The 17,279-nt window shown below is 44.0% G+C and carries 15 protein-coding genes; 7 read left to right on the forward strand and 8 right to left on the reverse strand.

What is annotated here, in order from left to right:
• Positions 1 to 10: 10 nt before the first annotated feature.
• Positions 11 to 1,177, reverse strand: coding sequence for a transcription antitermination factor NusB (gene nusB, locus B5X68_RS04910; RefSeq protein ID WP_082213509.1), 1,167 nt, complete (start codon positions 1,175 to 1,177; stop codon positions 11 to 13).
• A gap of 244 nt (positions 1,178 to 1,421) precedes the next feature.
• Here nusB and B5X68_RS04915 point away from each other — a divergent pair, with 244 nt between their 5' ends.
• Complete coding sequence (locus B5X68_RS04915; protein ID WP_082213510.1) at positions 1,422 to 3,203, forward strand: ABC transporter ATP-binding protein; 1,782 nt, start codon at positions 1,422 to 1,424, stop codon at positions 3,201 to 3,203.
• Between the two features lie 65 nt (positions 3,204 to 3,268).
• On the forward strand, positions 3,269 to 3,481 hold the full coding sequence (locus B5X68_RS04920) for a hypothetical protein (RefSeq protein ID WP_082213511.1): 213 nt from the start codon (positions 3,269 to 3,271) through the stop codon (positions 3,479 to 3,481).
• 24 nt (positions 3,482 to 3,505) lie between these two features.
• On the opposite strand, the gene B5X68_RS04925 is transcribed toward B5X68_RS04920, so the two are convergent.
• The gene (locus B5X68_RS04925) at positions 3,506 to 4,282 is read right to left on the reverse strand and encodes an XRE family transcriptional regulator (RefSeq protein WP_082213512.1); all 777 of its coding nucleotides are present in this window, start codon (positions 4,280 to 4,282) and stop codon (positions 3,506 to 3,508) included.
• 139 nt (positions 4,283 to 4,421) lie between these two features.
• Between B5X68_RS04925 and dinB the strand changes: the two genes are divergently transcribed.
• On the forward strand, positions 4,422 to 5,651 hold the full coding sequence (dinB, locus tag B5X68_RS04930; protein WP_082214005.1) for a DNA polymerase IV: 1,230 nt from the start codon (positions 4,422 to 4,424) through the stop codon (positions 5,649 to 5,651).
• Positions 5,652 to 5,672: 21 nt separating this feature from the next.
• Here dinB and B5X68_RS04935 read toward each other — a convergent pair whose 3' ends face one another.
• Together B5X68_RS04935 and B5X68_RS04940 are read right to left on the reverse strand one after the other, a co-directional pair.
• Complete coding sequence (locus tag B5X68_RS04935) at positions 5,673 to 5,972, reverse strand: HigA family addiction module antitoxin (protein ID WP_082214006.1); 300 nt, start codon at positions 5,970 to 5,972, stop codon at positions 5,673 to 5,675.
• A gap of 9 nt (positions 5,973 to 5,981) precedes the next feature.
• Entirely contained in the window at positions 5,982 to 6,263 is a 282-nt protein-coding gene (locus B5X68_RS04940; protein ID WP_082213513.1) for a type II toxin-antitoxin system RelE/ParE family toxin, read from the reverse strand.
• 56 nt (positions 6,264 to 6,319) lie between these two features.
• Here B5X68_RS04940 and B5X68_RS04945 point away from each other — a divergent pair, with 56 nt between their 5' ends.
• The 3 genes from B5X68_RS04945 (at position 6,320) to B5X68_RS04955 (ending at position 12,759) form a co-directional block, all read left to right on the forward strand.
• Positions 6,320 to 9,289 (forward strand): DNA polymerase III subunit alpha, encoded by a 2,970-nt coding sequence (locus B5X68_RS04945; protein WP_082213514.1) that lies wholly within the window; start codon positions 6,320 to 6,322, stop codon positions 9,287 to 9,289.
• Between the two features lie 137 nt (positions 9,290 to 9,426).
• The gene (locus B5X68_RS04950; RefSeq protein WP_141110193.1) at positions 9,427 to 9,885 is read left to right on the forward strand and encodes a hypothetical protein; all 459 of its coding nucleotides are present in this window, start codon (positions 9,427 to 9,429) and stop codon (positions 9,883 to 9,885) included.
• 63 nt (positions 9,886 to 9,948) lie between these two features.
• Positions 9,949 to 12,759, forward strand: a complete 2,811-nt coding sequence (locus B5X68_RS04955; RefSeq protein ID WP_082213515.1) for a M16 family metallopeptidase — start codon at positions 9,949 to 9,951, stop codon at positions 12,757 to 12,759.
• Positions 12,760 to 12,793: 34 nt separating this feature from the next.
• Here the strand turns inward: B5X68_RS04955 and B5X68_RS04960 are convergent, their stop codons facing one another.
• Complete coding sequence (locus B5X68_RS04960; protein WP_082213516.1) at positions 12,794 to 13,027, reverse strand: DUF3820 family protein; 234 nt, start codon at positions 13,025 to 13,027, stop codon at positions 12,794 to 12,796.
• Between the two features lie 11 nt (positions 13,028 to 13,038).
• A complete protein-coding gene (locus tag B5X68_RS04965; RefSeq protein ID WP_082213517.1) occupies positions 13,039 to 14,508 on the reverse strand; it encodes a nicotinate phosphoribosyltransferase in 1,470 nt (489 codons plus the stop codon).
• 434 nt (positions 14,509 to 14,942) lie between these two features.
• Here B5X68_RS04965 and B5X68_RS04970 point away from each other — a divergent pair, with 434 nt between their 5' ends.
• The gene (locus tag B5X68_RS04970) at positions 14,943 to 15,200 is read left to right on the forward strand and encodes a helix-turn-helix domain-containing protein (protein WP_082213518.1); all 258 of its coding nucleotides are present in this window, start codon (positions 14,943 to 14,945) and stop codon (positions 15,198 to 15,200) included.
• A 66-nt stretch (positions 15,201 to 15,266) separates the two neighbouring features.
• On the opposite strand, the gene B5X68_RS04975 is transcribed toward B5X68_RS04970, so the two are convergent.
• Both B5X68_RS04975 and B5X68_RS04980 read right to left on the reverse strand, forming a co-directional pair.
• Positions 15,267 to 16,751 carry a glycine--tRNA ligase gene (locus tag B5X68_RS04975; RefSeq protein WP_082213519.1) on the reverse strand — a complete coding sequence of 495 codons (1,485 nt, stop codon included), beginning with the start codon at positions 16,749 to 16,751 and terminating at the stop codon, positions 15,267 to 15,269.
• An 82-nt stretch (positions 16,752 to 16,833) separates the two neighbouring features.
• On the reverse strand, positions 16,834 to 17,262 hold the full coding sequence (locus tag B5X68_RS04980; RefSeq protein WP_082213520.1) for a hypothetical protein: 429 nt from the start codon (positions 17,260 to 17,262) through the stop codon (positions 16,834 to 16,836).
• Positions 17,263 to 17,279 lie beyond the last annotated feature (17 nt).

The following is a 17,279-nucleotide window of genomic DNA, read 5'->3' on the forward strand; positions in this document are numbered from 1 at the left end:
TTGCGGCAGCTTATTTGTTATCTATCAATCCGCGTCCGCTTTTTCTGATTACGCCTTCCTTGGCTAATTTAACAGAAAGAACGTCCAGGACACCATTTACAAACTTACCGCTTTTTGGCGTACTGTACCTTTTTGCAATTTCAATAAACTCGTTGATGGTTACTTTTACGGGAATTCCCGGAAAATGGATCAACTCGGCGAGTGCCGTTTTCAGGATGATCAGATCAACCAGCGCGATCCGGTCGAGTTCCCAGTTTTTAAGGTGTTCGTCCAGATAACCATCATACTGATCACTTTCTTCAACCACGATCCGGCAAAGTTCTTCAACAAAAAAGCGATCTTCTTCCCAATCTTTTGTTAATGGTGAAAGCTGAAAAGTAGCAGCATTGTCTGCTGATCTCAATGTTTTGATAGCCAGACTTCTGATTAACTCACTGTGATCGACCCAGTAAAGATCGCGTTGTTCGAGATAGTCAAGAGGCACTTCATGCTTCAATATCACTTGTCTTAAAACATGCTGCACAATGGCTTGGTCTTCTTCCTGCGTATGTGATGCATTTTTGCAATAAGCTGTATATTCCTCGTCCTTCCGCAAAGCTTCGCGATAGATTTTTCGGATAAGGTTCATTTCATTACTCCAATTGATCCCGTTCCTGATAATTTCTTCTTCCAGTGTTTTATCAGCCATCAAAACCTTTATAACACTGTTAGAATCGAGGCCTCCGTCTTTTGGAAAAGGTGCTTCCGGATCGTCGTATCTTCTTTCACGGTCAATCTTAGCCTGATGCGAAAGTTCGATCAGCATGGATAAAACCCGGATAAAATCCACGTAAATTGATTCCGTTTCATTCAAAACCCGGCGAACCATCTTCTCTCCATCTGAAATTGTTTGTCTGCTGTATGCTTCAAAAGCGCTCCTTGCGACTTTGATCACCTGCTCCGGAAGTTCCTCATCTTCATTGGGTTTCCCGTGTTTGATAAATTCATCGAGGGTGATCCCGGCAAGCTTTCTCATTCCTGCCAATTTGGTCCTGTTCTGAGGCTCCATCGAATTGAGATCAGGCTGAAAAGCCGCTTCAATGTGGTCTAAGGCCAGTAATCGGTTGGCATCTGTGGTAAGCTGACGGGCATAAAGCGCCTGAACCGCCTTAGTTCTTAATAATCTTCTATTCAGCATAAGCCGGAACACTAATTGGATAAAAGGTACAGTAAATCAAAGAACGTATCTGCATTTGGCAAGGTCGTTTGAATACTTTCCCCTGCATTTTTTGTTTAAAATTGACCGCAAAAATAGACTATTTTGTTTAGAATCGAAAAAATGAAATGCCGTCTTTTAAATTTGCAACGTTTTGAAACGATAGGATGTTGGTTAGTTATTGCCCGTCCCGCATAGGAAAATCCGCAGTTTAAAATAATTTATAGTGAAAGCATTAAAGTACCTGAACCAGTACTTGTGGAAATACAAATGGTATCTGATCCTCGGAACCATTTTTACTATTATTTCTAACCTTTTTGGAATAATCCCGGCCCAGCTGGTCCGGTATGCGCTGGATCTGGTGGTGGAGACGCTGGACATTTATTATTTGTTCAACGGCGCTGCGCTGCAAACGGAGATGTATGACATTTTCGCTTTCAGCATTCTGCTCTATGGCTTATTAATCCTGGCCATGGCGCTTTTGAAAGGAATTTTCCTGTTCCTCGTCCGGCAGACCATCATTGTCATGTCGCGGCACATTGAGTTTGCGTTGAAAAACGATATTTACCAGCATTACCAAACCTTACCAGCCAGCTTTTTCCGTCGCCACAGCACCGGCGATCTCATGGCGCGGATCTCTGAGGACGTGAGCAACGTGCGTATGTATGTCGGGCCTGCATTAATGTACGGCATCAACCTAATTGTACTTTTTTTCCTTGTGATTTCCTACATGCTTTCTGTGAGCACAAAACTGACTCTGTATGTTCTGCTGCCTCTTCCGGTGCTTTCAATCAGCGTTTATATCGTTAATAGCATGATCATGAAACGCTCGCAGGAAATTCAAAAGCAGCTTTCAGGACTTTCGACTTATGTCCAGGAAGCGTTTTCTGGGATCAGGGTGATTAAATCATTTGTTCAGGAAAAACATTCATTCAATAATTTTCAGAAAGAGGCAGAAAATTTCAAGAATAAATCGCTCAGCCTTACCAAAGTTGACGCGTTCTTTTATCCCGTTATAGTCCTGCTGATCGGGCTAAGCAACATTCTGGTTATTTTTGTCGGCGGCCAGGAGATTATCAATGGAAATCTTACACCAGGGAACATCACCGAGTTTATTTTATACGTAAATATGCTTACCTGGCCGGTAATGGCGCTCGGGTGGACCACCAGCCAAATTCAACGCGCAGCGTCATCGCAAACGCGGATCAATGAGTTTTTGAATGAAAAGACGACTTTGGTTTCTACAAAAAATATTGAAAAACCGCTGGAAGGCGCAATCACATTCAAACATGTCGGCTTCACCTATCCTGATTCCGGGATCAAGGCCTTGCACGATTTTGACCTGCATGTAAAACAAGGTGAATCCGTTGCGATATTAGGAACGACTGGCTCAGGAAAAAGTACATTAGCGCATTTATTATGCCGTCTTTACGATCCGACAGAAGGCGAAATCCTGATCGACAACATTCCTATGAAGGATTACGACGTACACGCTTATCGCCGTCAAATCGGTTATGTGCCCCAGGATGTTTTCCTTTTTTCAGATTCAATTGAAAACAATGTTCGTTTCGGAACGACAGATATGCCTTTCGAAAGAATTGAGCAGGCCGTGAAAGATGCTGATTTGTATAATAACATTGTTGATTTTCCGCAAGGTTACCAGACACTGCTTGGAGAAAGAGGCATAACACTCTCGGGAGGGCAGAAACAACGCCTATCCATTGCCAGGGCCATCGCTCGCGATCCCAAAATCCTCGTGCTCGATGATTGCCTTTCCGCAGTCGACACTAACACGGAGAACATTATCCTGAACAATATGAAACGCATCATGGACCAGCGGACGTCCGTGATCATATCCCACCGCGTATCATCCGCAAAGCTCGCAGACCGCATTGTTGTATTAGACGAAGGAAAGATCATCGAACAAGGCACCCACACGGAGCTGATGGCACTCAACAAGGCCTATAAAGAACTGTACGAGAAGCAGTTGGTTGCGGAAGAGGCTTAGGTTACATCTTTGAGACAATAATTCTCAGATGTTCGTATATTTATAGCGCTTTACTTGCAAGAATTATGAGACAGACCATAACAGTTGACATCATTAATGAAAAGGCGCTCAATCTTTTGATGGATATGGAGCGCCTCGAACTAATTAGTTTGAGAAGAGAACGGGACAACTTGCCAACAAATAATTCGAAAGTCGCCAAGTATAAAGGAGGAATGTCTAAACAGTCGATACAGCATGTTGACAAGCAGTTAGACGAACTCCGTGGAGGATGGGAATAAAATATCTCTGGGACACCAACACGGCTATTTAAGAACGACATCCTTTACCAGCTTCTTCATCTCCTCTTTCAATTCCTTCATTTCCGAATGCAAACTCAGCAGGCTAACTGGCTGATTATCTGCTTCAAGGTCAAAAGTTAACTTGCTGTTCACGATCCAGATTTCTTTGATTTCATTGCGATCAAGCCGGATCGGGCTGTATTCGGAATTGGACGAGATCAGATCCACAAAAGTTGACCCGCTTTCCTGCCTTATCTTTTTTACCAAAATACTGTCGACCGTGACAACAACATAAATCTGCTTGGGATTTACATCTTCCCAATCATCCAACGCCCTGCCAACAATCCATTCGCCCGAATGCAACACTGGTAACATACTATCCCCTTCTACCTGAAACCCCCTGAATGTTGCATTCCGATACTCGGGAAGCGGAATTGTGAAAGCCGGCAAGCTTTCAAACCACTGTGCATCACCGATGTTATTAGGATAGCCCGCAGCAGCTTTGGCACTTACCAGCACGATGTTGTCCTTACCGGCATTATCAACAGTGACGACTTTTGGGCTCATTAACAGCTTATCAGCTTGCAAATATTTCTGCTTGCTATCACCGAAAAGCCACAACGGATTGATGTGATACTTTTTCAGCAGCTCTTTCACGACCTGCCCGGGAATGCGTGTCCTGCCTCTTTCAATATCCGCCGTGGTGGCACTAATGCCCAGCTCATCCGCAAACGCGGATTGGGTCAGATTTAACTCCTCCCTTATTTGCTTAAAACGCTTGAACTCTTCGTCGATTTGCATGTTCGGCTGATCAAGTCAAAAATTGGTAACTCCTTATCAATAGCAAACATACGAAATTTTTGGAATATTTCCTTTTCTTTTTTGGATATGCTCCATATATTTGGAAATAATCCATATTTTTGTAAAAATTCCAAACCAAATGGATCGCACGATATTACACCTGGACCTGGATACATTTTTTGTTTCGGTTGAGCGAAAGCATGATAGTCGACTGAATAACCGGCCGGTCCTCGTGGGCGGAACCGGTGACCGTGGCGTGGTAGCAGCATGCAGTTATGAAACCAGGCCTTTCGGCGTCCATTCAGGTATGTCCATGAAAATGGCACGCATGCTTTGCCCGGAAGCAACAATCATCCGGGGAGACGGCGGTATGTATTCCGATGAATCCAAGATAGTGTCCCAAATCATCGCTGAAACAGTGCCTGTGTTTGAAAAAGCCAGTATTGACGAGTTTTATGCGGATCTGTCGGGGATGGATAAGTTCTTTGGCAGTTATCAGCTGGCTACGGAGCTTAGGCAACGCATCAAGCGCGAAAGCGGCCTGCCCATTTCCTGCGGACTTTCCACCAGCAAGGTCGTTTCCAAAGTTGCGACTGGTGAAGCAAAGCCCGATAATCATAAGAAAATAGAGGCCGGAGCCGAAAAAAGCTTCCTTGCGCCTATGCACGTGCAAAAGATCCCGATGGTTGGAGAGAAAACGAATAAGGTGTTGTATGATATGGGGGTTAAATACGTGAAAACGATTCAGGAAATGCCAGTCGAAATGATGGGTGAAATACTAGGAAAAAACGGCATACTACTCTGGAATAGGGCAAACGGGCTGGACAACTCCCCTATTGTTCCATTTCATGAGCGCAAATCCATTTCCAATGAGCGGACATTCGGCAAAGACACGGGGGACGTGAAAAGAATGCGGGAAATGCTGAGGGCTATGGGTGAAAATCTGGCGTACCAGCTTCGTAATGGCAATAAACTCACCTCATGCGTCTCCGTAAAAATCCGCTATTCGGATTTCAACACGGTGTCAAAGCAAGTGAAAATTCCATACACCTCTGCTGACCATACATTGATCCCACAAATTGAAAGGTTATTCGACCTGCTGCATAACCGGAGGATGATGGTGAGGCTTGTTGGGGTAAATTTCAGTGATCTTGTTACAGGAAGTCATCAGATCAACATGTTTGATGACTCCGAGGAAAAGCTAAACCTTTATCAAGCAATGGATTATATCAGGAACCGATATGGCACCGATAACCGGGGAAATTCTATTTTAAGCTGGGGCACCACCATCGGCATCCCTAACATTTCAAGTATGGGAAACCCATTCAACGGCGACCCACCCATTATCCCAGCGCATCGCAATGCTTGATTCGCTCAACGAAAAGACAACTTACGCCGCCTGATGTTCTAATGTTTTTATATTCTTTAAATCCTGAGAAATCAAATGTTGTTCTTCCTCCAAATCAAAATCATCCTGCAACCCAAGCCAGAATTTAGGTGTGGTTCCAAAATATTTACTGAAACGGAGCGCCGTGTCTGCCGTTATCCTCCGACGCCCTTTAATAATCTCACTAACCCTGGTTTGAGGGATAGCAGTGTCTTTGGCTAGCTTATAGGCCGAAATTCCCAGCGGAATTAAAAACTCTTCCGAAAGGATTTCGCCAGGATGAATATTATTAAGTTTTTCCATCGCCATTATTTAATGATAGTCTACAACACTAACCTCGGATGCATTTCCCTCCTGCCACAAAAAAACAATTCGCCATTGATCATTAATTCTGATACTATAAAAGTCCTTCATTTTACCAGAAAGTTTTTCCAAGCGATTGGAAGGAGGAATTCGAAGGTCGGCCAGATTTTGAGAGTTATTAAGCATCCTAAGTTTTCTTCGACCAATTTCCTGAATTTCGATTGGCATATTCTTAACCCTCTCTCCTATCCATATTTTCTCAGTGTCTTTGGACGAAAAACTAATAATCATATCGTAGTGCGTTAGTAACGTCAAAAGTAAGTAAAAAAGTTTATTTCCAATATACCATGCTACTCAACTGTCACTCTTATTTCAGCCTTCGTTTTGGGACTATTCCCGAACAGGAATTGCTTCAAATAAGCCGGGAAAACGGTTATGGCTGCATTGCACTGACCGATATAAACAATACATCCGGTTGCCTGAACTTCATCAGGATGGCACCAAAATATGACATTAAACCAATCGTTGGAATTGATTTTCGTAATGGCGTGAAACAGCAATTTGTGGGATTAGCTAAAAATAATGCAGGGTTTCAGGAGCTGAATGCTTACCTGTCGCGACATTCTTTGTTAAAAGAAGCATATCCGAATGAAGCGCCCGAACTCCAAAACGCCATTTTCATTTACCCATTTGAAAATCTTTCCACAGAGAAAAAAGAGACACTATTACCCCATGAATACATCGGCATTGCACAAAAAGACTTAAACAAGATCCGCTTTTCACCCTTGTTCAAGCATAAGGAAAAGCTTGTTGTGATGCAGCCATTGAGTTTTCGAAATAAGCGCGATTTCAACATGCACCGCCTTTTGCGCTCTATTGATGGCAATACATTATTGAGCAAACTGTCGCCGACAGAAACGGCCGAGGAAACAGAGCAGATCATGCCATTGAAGGTGCTTGAATATCATTTCAAAGAAAAAGACCTTGATTTCATCATCCGGAATACCGAAAAGCTGATGGAGGAATGCAGCATTCACTTCAATTTCGGTGACGACCGGGAGCATCAGAATTTGCGGGTTTACGGCAAAAGTGCAAAGGACGATTACCAGAAACTGAATTCCCTCAGTTATCAGGCATTAGGTTATCGATACGGCGAGCAGGTCACGGACGAGATCTTTGACCGGATCGCAATGGAACTGGATCTGATTCAAAAGCAAAATTTCGTCCCGTTTTTCCTGGTTAACCATGATATTGTGAGCTATGCACGCAGAAAAGGATATTACTATGTGGGCCGTGGAAGTGGGGCAAACAGCATTGTGGCTTACTTGCTGAATATCACCAACGTTGACCCCATTGAACTCGATCTTTATTTTGAACGGTTCATTAACCTTCACCGGAAAAATCCGCCCGATTTTGACATCGACTTCTCATGGCGTGACCGCGAGGATGTAACGCAATATATTTTTGACACCTTCGGTAAAAACGGCCAGGCGTCGCTATTGGCAACATATAGCACTTTTCAACACAGCGCTGCCGTTCGTGAGCTCGGTAAGGTGTTTGGTTTGCCAGCTTACGAGATTGACACTTTGAGCAATGGAAAATTTGACCCGAAAAAACTGGATCAGATATCCAGCCTGGTAATCCGGTATGCAGGTTATTTACAAGACAATAATCAGCCGAACCATTTGAGCATTCACGCGGGCGGAATCCTGATCTCCGAGCGACCTATACATTATTTCACGGCCACGGATGTGCCGCCAAAAGGATTTCCTACCACGCAATTCGACATGGTCATTGCGGAAGACGTCGGGCTGAATAAATATGACATTCTTGGACAGCGGGGCCTGGCCAAGATCAAGGAAACTTTGGAAGTAATCCGTTACAATCGCCCCGACGAGCAACCGATTGACATTGACGACGTAAAAAAGTTTAAGACTGATCCAAAAATCAATGACCTGATCAAGCGTGCGCAATGCATTGGCTGCTTTTATGTGGAATCACCCGCCATGCGTATGCTTTTGCGCAAGCTCGAAGTTGATAATTATCTTGGATTGGTCGCAGCCAGCTCCATTATCAGGCCCGGCGTGGCAAAAAGTGGTATGATGCGTGAATATATCTTACGCCACCAAAATCCCGAAAAAGTTCAGGAAGCACACCCCGAATTATTAAAACTGATGCCCGAAACTTATGGCATTATGGTTTACCAGGAAGATGTGATCAAGGTTGCACATTATTTCGCTAAGCTTACTTTGGGCGAAGCAGATGTAATCAGGCGGGGAATGAGCGGCAAATTTCGTGGTCGTGATGAATTTGAGCGGGTAAAGAAAAAGTATTTTAAAAACTGCTCCGATATGGGTTACGAGCCGCAGACGACGCAGGAAATCTGGAACCAGATCGCAAGTTTTGCGGGCTATGCTTTCGCAAAAGGACATTCTGCTTCCTATGCTGTGGAAAGTTACCAAACCCTTTTCCTCAAAGCCTATTATCCATTGGAATACATGGTGGCGGTGCTGAACAATGGTGGCGGATTTTATGCGCCTGAGTTATATCTGCACGAAGCACGCATGATGGGCGCTACGATTATGGCACCGTGCGTAAACCATAGTAATGCCCAGGCGGTGATAAAAGGAAAAGACATTTACCTGGGATTACAGTTTTTGAATGAAATCGAGGAAAAAACCATACTGAGAATCGTTTCCGCGAGAGAGCAGGAAGGAGAATTTCTGTCACTGAACAATTTCATCGACCGTGTGGCTATTTCGATCGAACAATTGACGATCCTGATCCGGATAGATGCATTCAGGTTTACCGGGATTAACAAGAAAACATTGCTTTGGAAAGCGCATTTCAGGCTTAGTAAAACACCGTCAAAAGTGCCGCAAAAGCAGCTATTCCACTCCGAAGTGAAAGATTACCAGCTGCCTACATTCCATTCGTCGCCTATTGACGACGCTTATGACCAGATTGAACTACTAGGTTTTGCGCTTTGCAGTCCTTTTGATCTTTTAAAAAATGCATTGCCGAAAAGCGTCATGAGCAAGGATCTGCATGTTTATGTGAATCGGGAAGTTGTGCAATATGGCTATCTGGTTGCGGTCAAAAATACGCGAACGGCGAGGGGTGAAACGATGCAATTCGGAACATTTCTGGATCAGGAAGGGCAGTTTATCGACACAGTCCATTTCCCGCAAGTAGCAGCAAAATTCAATTTTTCGGTGAAGGGAGTCTATAAAATCCGGGGCGTTGTAACAGAAGAATTTGGTTTTCTGACCGTTGAGGTCATTGAGATTACAAGAATGGATTCAGCAACGCGATAGATAATCGGAAAAATCCCGAAAGAATGATTGATGCGTGCGGCGCTGTGATAATTCTGAACCACGTTTTACGTTTTTATCCAGCGTTTAGCAGTTAAAGCGCTATCTTGATTGTACCAAAATCTCTGAACATCACAAATATGAAAATGCGAATCTACCTTTTGATAGCAACGTCCTGCATCTTAGCGTCATGCGCGAAAAAAGAGTCTGAATCTACGACGGTAGTTGAAGATGATGAAATGCCGCGCGCTGCATGCTATGCATACATTACCGAAAAAGATTCTGCGTTCCTGCAAATTAATATAACATCTGACAGCATGGTCAACGGTGATTTGGAATATAAACTGTTTGAAAAAGATCAAAATCGCGGTAAAATCGATGGAAGGCTTCATGGTGATACCTTGTTAGCCAACTACAAATTCATGTCGGAAGGCGTTGAATCGACACGCGAAGTCGCTTTTTTGAGAAAAGACGGCAACTGGGTGGAAGGGTTTGGTCCTGCTGCGGAAAAAAACGGCTCGATACAATTCAGTGACCGCTCTAAATTGGATTTTGCCAAAGGTTTGGTATTTAAAACTGCCGCGTGTCCATCATTTTGAGAAAGTCGGGACTTTTTAAATATCTTTCGCCCTCCTGAATGCTATCAATTTAAAATAAAAGAAATGAAAAAGGCGCTGATCGCTTTGTATATAGCCGGACTTGGAATAGGTCCTTTGAATGTTGCTTTTGCACAAGATCTTTCAACACAAAAAGTCCCGCTAGACCCTGGCGTGCGGACTGGGAAGCTCAAAAACGGGATAACCTATTATATCAGAAAAAATGCCGAACCGAAAAATCGTGCTGAACTGCGCCTCGCGGTAAAGGCCGGATCGGTTTTGGAAACCGATGCTCAACAAGGCTTGGCGCACTTTATGGAGCACATGAATTTCAACGGGACTACCAATTTTCCTAAAAATGAGCTGGTTAACTTTCTGCAAAAGACAGGCGTGCGTTTCGGTGCAGATCTGAACGCTTACACCGGGTTTGATGAAACCGTTTACATGCTTCCCATCCCAACCGATTCCGCGGGATTGCTCGATAAGGGGTTGCAAGTGCTTGAAGATTGGGCACATGGAGCATTGCTGGATCCATCTGAAATTGAAAAGGAACGAGGCGTAGTGCTAGAAGAATCCAGAATGGGCCGTGGGGCGCAGCAACGAATGCGCGATAAATTCTTGAAAGTGATCCTGAATAATTCGCGTTATGCGGAGCGTCTTCCGATCGGGAAAGACAGCATTTTGAAAAGCTTTAAACCGGAAACCATAAAAGCATTTTACCAGGATTGGTATCGCCCTGACCTGATGGCAGTAATCGCGGTTGGGGATTTTGATGTGGATAAAGTAGAAGCTACGATCAAGCAGAAATTCAGCTCGATACCAGTTCCCGTTAATGCTAAAAAGCGCACCAAATATGCGATCCCATTGGATGGGTCCACAAAAGTGGCGATTGTCACAGATAGTGAATATCCCCAAAACCTGATCCAGCTTATTTACAAGCAACCTAACAGCAAGACAAAATCGCTGAAAGATGTGCGCGATAATTTTGGCCAAGGTTTGTACAATGCAATGATGTCGCAACGGATGCAGGAGCTGACCCAGAAGGCAAATCCACCGTTTCTTTATGGCGACAGTCAGTATGGTGATTTCCTGGGCGACCTGGATTCTTACACATCCATCGCTTTGGCGAAGGACGCCGCTTCCATGAAAACCGCGCTGACTGTGCTACTAGAAGAAAATGTGCGCGTTCAGAAATTTGGCTTTACGCAGCCGGAGCTGGATCGTGCCAAGAAAGACTTTTATACAGCCATTGAGCAATATTATAAGGAACGGGATAAAACCAAATCCGCAGAACACGTGCAGGAATATCTCGACCACTTCCTGCATGAGAAACCTTATATGGGCGCCGAAATGTATTTTGAATTTGTAAAAAAACACTTGGACGGCGTTTCCCTGGCAGAAATAAATGCTTTGGCAAAAAAATACATTACAGATAAAAACAGGGCTGTGGTGGTAATGGGCCCGGAAAAAAATAAGGATGAATTGCCCAAAGAAGCCGAAATCCGCAAATTATTAGCAGAGGCCGGTAAAGACGTGACGGCTTATGTAGATGACGTCGTGGACGCTCCATTACTGCCCGACGAGCCTAAACCAGGAAAAGTTACCAGCGAAAAAACATTGGAAAAGTTGGGCGTAACCGAGTTGACTTTATCCAATGGAGTGAAGGTTTTACTGAAACCGACCGACTTCAAAAATGACGAAATTCTGATCAAAGCTACGGGTAAAGGCGGCTATTCGCTGTTTGCAGACGAGCGCGAAACCGGAATTTTTACGAGTTACCTGATTCAATCAGGCGGTGTTGGGCCATATAGTCAAACCCAGCTGCAAAAATTTCTGGCAGGAAAAACCGCAAGCGCCGGTCCATATGTGAGTGAGCTGACGGAAGGAATAGGCGGTAGCACGAGCCCGAAAGATCTGGAAACGACATTGCAGCTGATATACGCCTACTTCACCGCGCCAAGAAAAGATGCGGACGTAGTCACCGGGATTCTGGCGAACCAAAAAGCATATCTGGAAAATATGCAGAAAACTTTAACGCCAGAAAAAGTCTATTCTGACTCGCTGAATGCCGTTTTGACAAGCAATAATCCCAAACGCAGACCATTAAAACCGGAAAGCATCGACAAAGTCAGCCTGGATCATGCGGTGGAAATGTACAAGGACCGGTTTTCAGATGCATCCGATTTTGTCTTCACATTCGTTGGCGCATTCAAACCGGAAGAAATCAAGCCGCTGCTTGAAAAATACATCGGCGGACTGCCTTCCACTGACCGCGATGATACATTCAAACATCCCAATATTTTCCCACCAAAAGGGACTATCGACAAGACAATCTACAAAGGTTTGGAGCCAAAAAGTCGTGTTACATTGATTTCGAGCGGTGAGTATGAATACAGTCCGGAAAATAATATCCAGATCGAAGCATTGCAGGAAGTGCTGCAAATTAAGCTTATAGAGGCCCTGCGGGAAGAAGAAAGTGGCGTTTATGGCGTGAGTGTCTCGGAAAGCACCGACAAGTTCCCGTCAGGACATTACCGTTTTAGCATTGGTTTTGGCTGTGCGCCTGAGAATGTGGATAAGCTTGTAAAACGCGCAAGAGAAGAAGTGAGCAAGGTTAAGCAGAATGGTGCCGATCCAAAAGACATTGAAAAGTTCGTAGCAGAAACACAGCGTAAGACAGAAACGGCGCTTAAAACGAACAATTTCTGGCTGGATTACCTGGACGATAACACTTTCCTGGGTGATGACCTGGATGAAATTTTCTTGCAGGAAAAGTTATTGAAGTCAATTACCGTTGCCAGCACAAAAGCCGCAGCAGAAAAGTATTTCAGTGATAACAACTTTATCAAGGTTGTCCTGATGCCTGAGAAAAAGTAAGATAATATCTTGATATCAAGGAAGATGCATCAAATTATTGCATCTTCCTTAATCTGTGAAGGAGCTCCCCTAGCCCATTGATCTGTATCTCGTACATTGTGCTGAGCAACATTCCGAGTTTTCCCGCCGGAAAGCCCTGCCGCTGAAACCATTCCAGATAAGAAACCGGCAAGTCTGCAATCAATGTGTCTTTATATTTCCCGAAAGGCATTTTATATTTTAGCAATTCCTTCAAAATCGCTGGATCGGGGACTGAAATTTCCTCCATAGTAATGTATTTTAAGATTCGTTGGCGGCGCGTAATTTCAAAATAAGATTTGTCTTTAAATCAAAAAGGTCTTTTTCCAAACCAACAGGATATGTATGCGGATTAACAAAGCGTTTGATGCCTTTGTGAAAATTCGAAAGTTGATCCTGCACGCGAGTCCTCGTGTCGTGAACAGACGGCAAGCTGTAAACCAAATAACCTTTGGCAAAAATTGGCACTAATAAATCCTCAAAGGCGGCTTGCTCTGAAAATGATCTGTTTCTGGTAAAATCATAAGGATCAACCATTGTTGCCTTGCCGGTCAGAGGCGTTTCGATGTTGAAAATCATATCAGACAAAAATCCTTTTGCATCTTTAAAGCGGCGCACCTGCTGGATTCCAGGCGTTGAGACCTTAATTGCCTGCTCAGATAACTTCAATTTGTAATCCCACTCACCCGATTCCGAACGAATTGCGGCCAGCTTGTAAACGCCGCCGAGTGCCGGCTGGTCATATGCTGTAACGAGTTTTGTGCCTATTCCCCACACATTGATTTTGGCTCCCTGGATCTTTAAGCTGTCCATAATGTGCTCGTCAAGGTCGTTGCTGGCTACAATGTTGGTTTTTTCAAAACCTGCATCATCGAGTAATTTCCGGGCTTCAATGCTTAAATACGCTAAATCGCCGGAATCCAGCCGGATTCCGTTCAGATCGTAACCTCGCTCACGAAGCTGCTGTCCGGTTTTGATAGCATGGCGCACGCCATTGAGCGAATCGTATGTGTCCACGAGCAGCGTCACATTGTTTGGCATATACTGCGCGTAGGTCTCAAATGACTCCAATTCGCTGTCAAACGACATGACCCAGCTGTGCGCATGCGTTCCTTTTACCGGAATGTCATAAAGTTTACCCGCGATCACATTGGAAGTCGCATCAAAACCGCCGATATACGCCGCCCGGCTTGCCGTTACACCCCCGTCAGGGCCTTGCGCCCGCCGCAGACCAAATTCGAGAAGCGAATCATCTTTGGCGACCAGACGCATTCGGGCTGCTTTCGTAGCAATGAGCGATTGAAAATTAATGAGATTCAATAATGGCGTTTCCAGCAGCTGACATTGTAAAATAGGGCCCTGAATGCGCAGCAGCGGCTCATTCGGGAAAACTGCAGTCCCTTCGGGAATGGCGTCGATACTGCAAGCAAATGCTATGTTTTTGAGATAATCCAAAAAACCTGGTTCAAACAGCTTTTCGCCATCATTTCCAGTAATAGACCCAACATAGGCAAGGTCTTCTTCGCTAAACCGATAATCATTCAGATAATCAATGACGCTGCTCAGGCCGCAGGCAATAGTGAAACCGCCTTGAAACGGATGCTTTCTAAAATAAAGATTAAAAACCGCTTCTTGCTCCGCTTTTCCGGCTTTCCAATAGCCATATGCCATTGTAAGTTGATATAAATCAGTGAGTAAGCTTAGTGATGTGTTGTATAATTGATTAATCATCCCGCATTTTGATACATTATGAAGGGACTAATTAATAAAATTAATTGACACTTTCTTCCAGCGCCGGAAATTGCTGTTTCCACATTTCGTAATATTTACCCTTTTTACTTAACAGCTTCTTATGGCTTCCTTCTTCGATCAATGTTCCTTTTTCGAGCACTACAATTGATCCGAAAATTTGCCCTTTAAGTGTTTTTCAAAACTTTTTTTCCAAAATCTACAATTGCCTGCTGGAAGAGACAAATTGCGCAAACAGCGTTCCGTTTCCCTGACAATCAACCGATTAATTTAACATTTCTAATTTACCGTGTTATTTATCACATAGATATTGCGGGAATGTAATCACCGGATAGTGGAAAAAATGATCTTTTCGCCCCTGTTAAATCGTATATCTCTCAACAAATGAGGTTTCTTGTTCACTAAAACGACGTTTCATGAACGAATCGATAGACACGAGGATCAGGTCTGTAGCATTGAATATCAGAAAGATCAGGGAGTACAGAAATTATACACAAGAGTATCTGGCGATGAAGTTGGGCATTTCACAAAATGCATATAGTAAGATAGAGTTGGGTTACACACGCATCACGCTGGAACGTCTCATTCAGATTTCGCACATCCTGGACGTGGATACTGTGGATTTGCTAAGCGCAAACGCAGAAGATCTGGTTCGGTTGCACACCACAAAATGATGTCATGACATATGAAAAAGGGCCGCCTCGTTCAGAAGCAGCCCTTTTTTTGTTGCCTTATATATATCAAATCGCTTCCAAAATTCGCTCAATAGCAACCTGATAGCCAATTTTTTCTTTCAAATCGCTGATAGCAACGCGCTCTTGCTCCATGGTATCGCGGTGGCGGATGGTAACAGTGTCATCCTCCATGGTTTGATAATCAACCGCAATGCAAAACGGCGTTCCGATCAGATCCTGTCGCGTGTAGCGCTTGCCAATGGCCGCGCCGTCATCATAAGTTGTGCGGAAAGATGACTTCAGTGAGTTCGCAATAGCCTGTGCCTTTTCTGCCAAACCATCCTTTTTAACCAAAGGAAGCACGGCAACCTTGAATGGTGCCAATGCAGGGTGCAGCTTTAAATAAGTCCTTTCCTTCACATTATCGCCTTCTCCAACTGTTTCTACAGTGTAAGCATTGCAGAATGTTGCCAGAAAAAGCCTGTCCGCTCCAACCGAAGTTTCAACGACATAGGGAATATAATTTCCATAAGGCTTGCCATTTTCGTCCAGGTCAGAATCAAAATATTGTTGCTTTTTCTTCGACAATTCCTGGTGGTTTCTGAGGTCAAAATCGGTTCTGGAATGGATTCCCTCCATTTCCCGGAAACCGAATGGAAATTGATACTCAATGTCAACAGCTGCATTGGCATAATGTGCGAGCTTATCGTGATCATGGAATTTCAGTTTTTCGGCAGGCAGTCCAATGGCCTTATGAAACTTCATACGCGCTTCTTTCCAGCTTTCATACCAGGCCATTTCAGTGCCCGGGCGAATGAAAAACTGCATTTCCATTTGTTCAAATTCGCGCATACGGAACGTGAACTGGCGCGCAACAATCTCATTTCTAAATGCTTTTCCGATTTGTGCAATCCCAAAAGGAATTTTCATCCTGCCACTTTTCTGTACATTCAGGAAATTCACAAAAATCCCCTGCGCGGTCTCAGGACGCAGATAAATAAGGTTCGATTCCTCAGCAACCGAGCCAACTTGTGTGCTGAACATCAGGTTAAACTGGCGCACTTCCGTCCAGTTAGCGGTTCCGGAAACCGGGCATTTGATGTTCTCAGCAATAATCAATTCCCGAACTCCGGCCAAGTCTTCTGCACTAAGCAAACGGCCCATTTCTGTGAGCAATGCTTTACCTTTTTCGGCCTGGCCTTCTGCCTCATATTGTTCCGCCTTGCCTTCCAGCAACTGGTCTGCGCGATAACGCTTCTTGGAATCCTTGTTGTCGATCATCGGATCGTTAAAACCATCCACGTGACCAGAAGCTTTCCACGTGAGCGGGTGCATAAATATGGCCGCGTCAATCCCGACAATGTTGTCGTGTAATTGCGTCATGGCTTTCCACCACGCGGCTTTAAGGTTATTTTTCAATTCAACACCATTCTGACCGTAGTCATAAACAGCTTGCAATCCATCATATATTTCAGAAGAGGGAAACACAAAACCGTATTCTTTGGCATGCCCAACAATGTCTTGTAAAGAAGTAGCAGGTGCTTGGTTCATTCTATTTGGTTAAAAATCAATAAAAAACGACAATTGAATCCACTAAAATCATCAATTTGGCAAAATTAGGGATTTTGCCTTATTAAAAAGGCTTCCCATTCGTATTTACACGAAAGACTGGCGTTTTTGTAACTAACAAACTATCGAATTTTCCAGTGTTGAGGTCGTCGAAGGTGGCCCCTCGATCCACCAATTTTCTAAGCAAAGTGCTATCAACATCTATAAATTGTTTTGACCAGCCAAATCCCGGCTCACCACATAGTGTCAGCAAGCCCAAGCCTGGAACATAATTCACAATAAAATCTCCACTTCTTTTAGATATTACTTCATATGCCTCCCTGTCTTTATCACTATCGTTATAGAATTCGTAAAGTTTGGCAATTGCCTCCAATCTCTGTGACGTCCGATCTCCTTCTGTAAGATAGACTGTACGGATCAATGGGTTCACGACCTCTCCGCAGCTCGCCAGCAAACAGACAGAAAGCAACAAAAATGCTTGTTTCATTTTCATAAAAAAAAGATTAGGAT

This window comes from Dyadobacter psychrophilus, from assembly GCF_900167945.1.
GTDB lineage: Bacteria > Bacteroidota > Bacteroidia > Cytophagales > Spirosomataceae > Dyadobacter > Dyadobacter psychrophilus.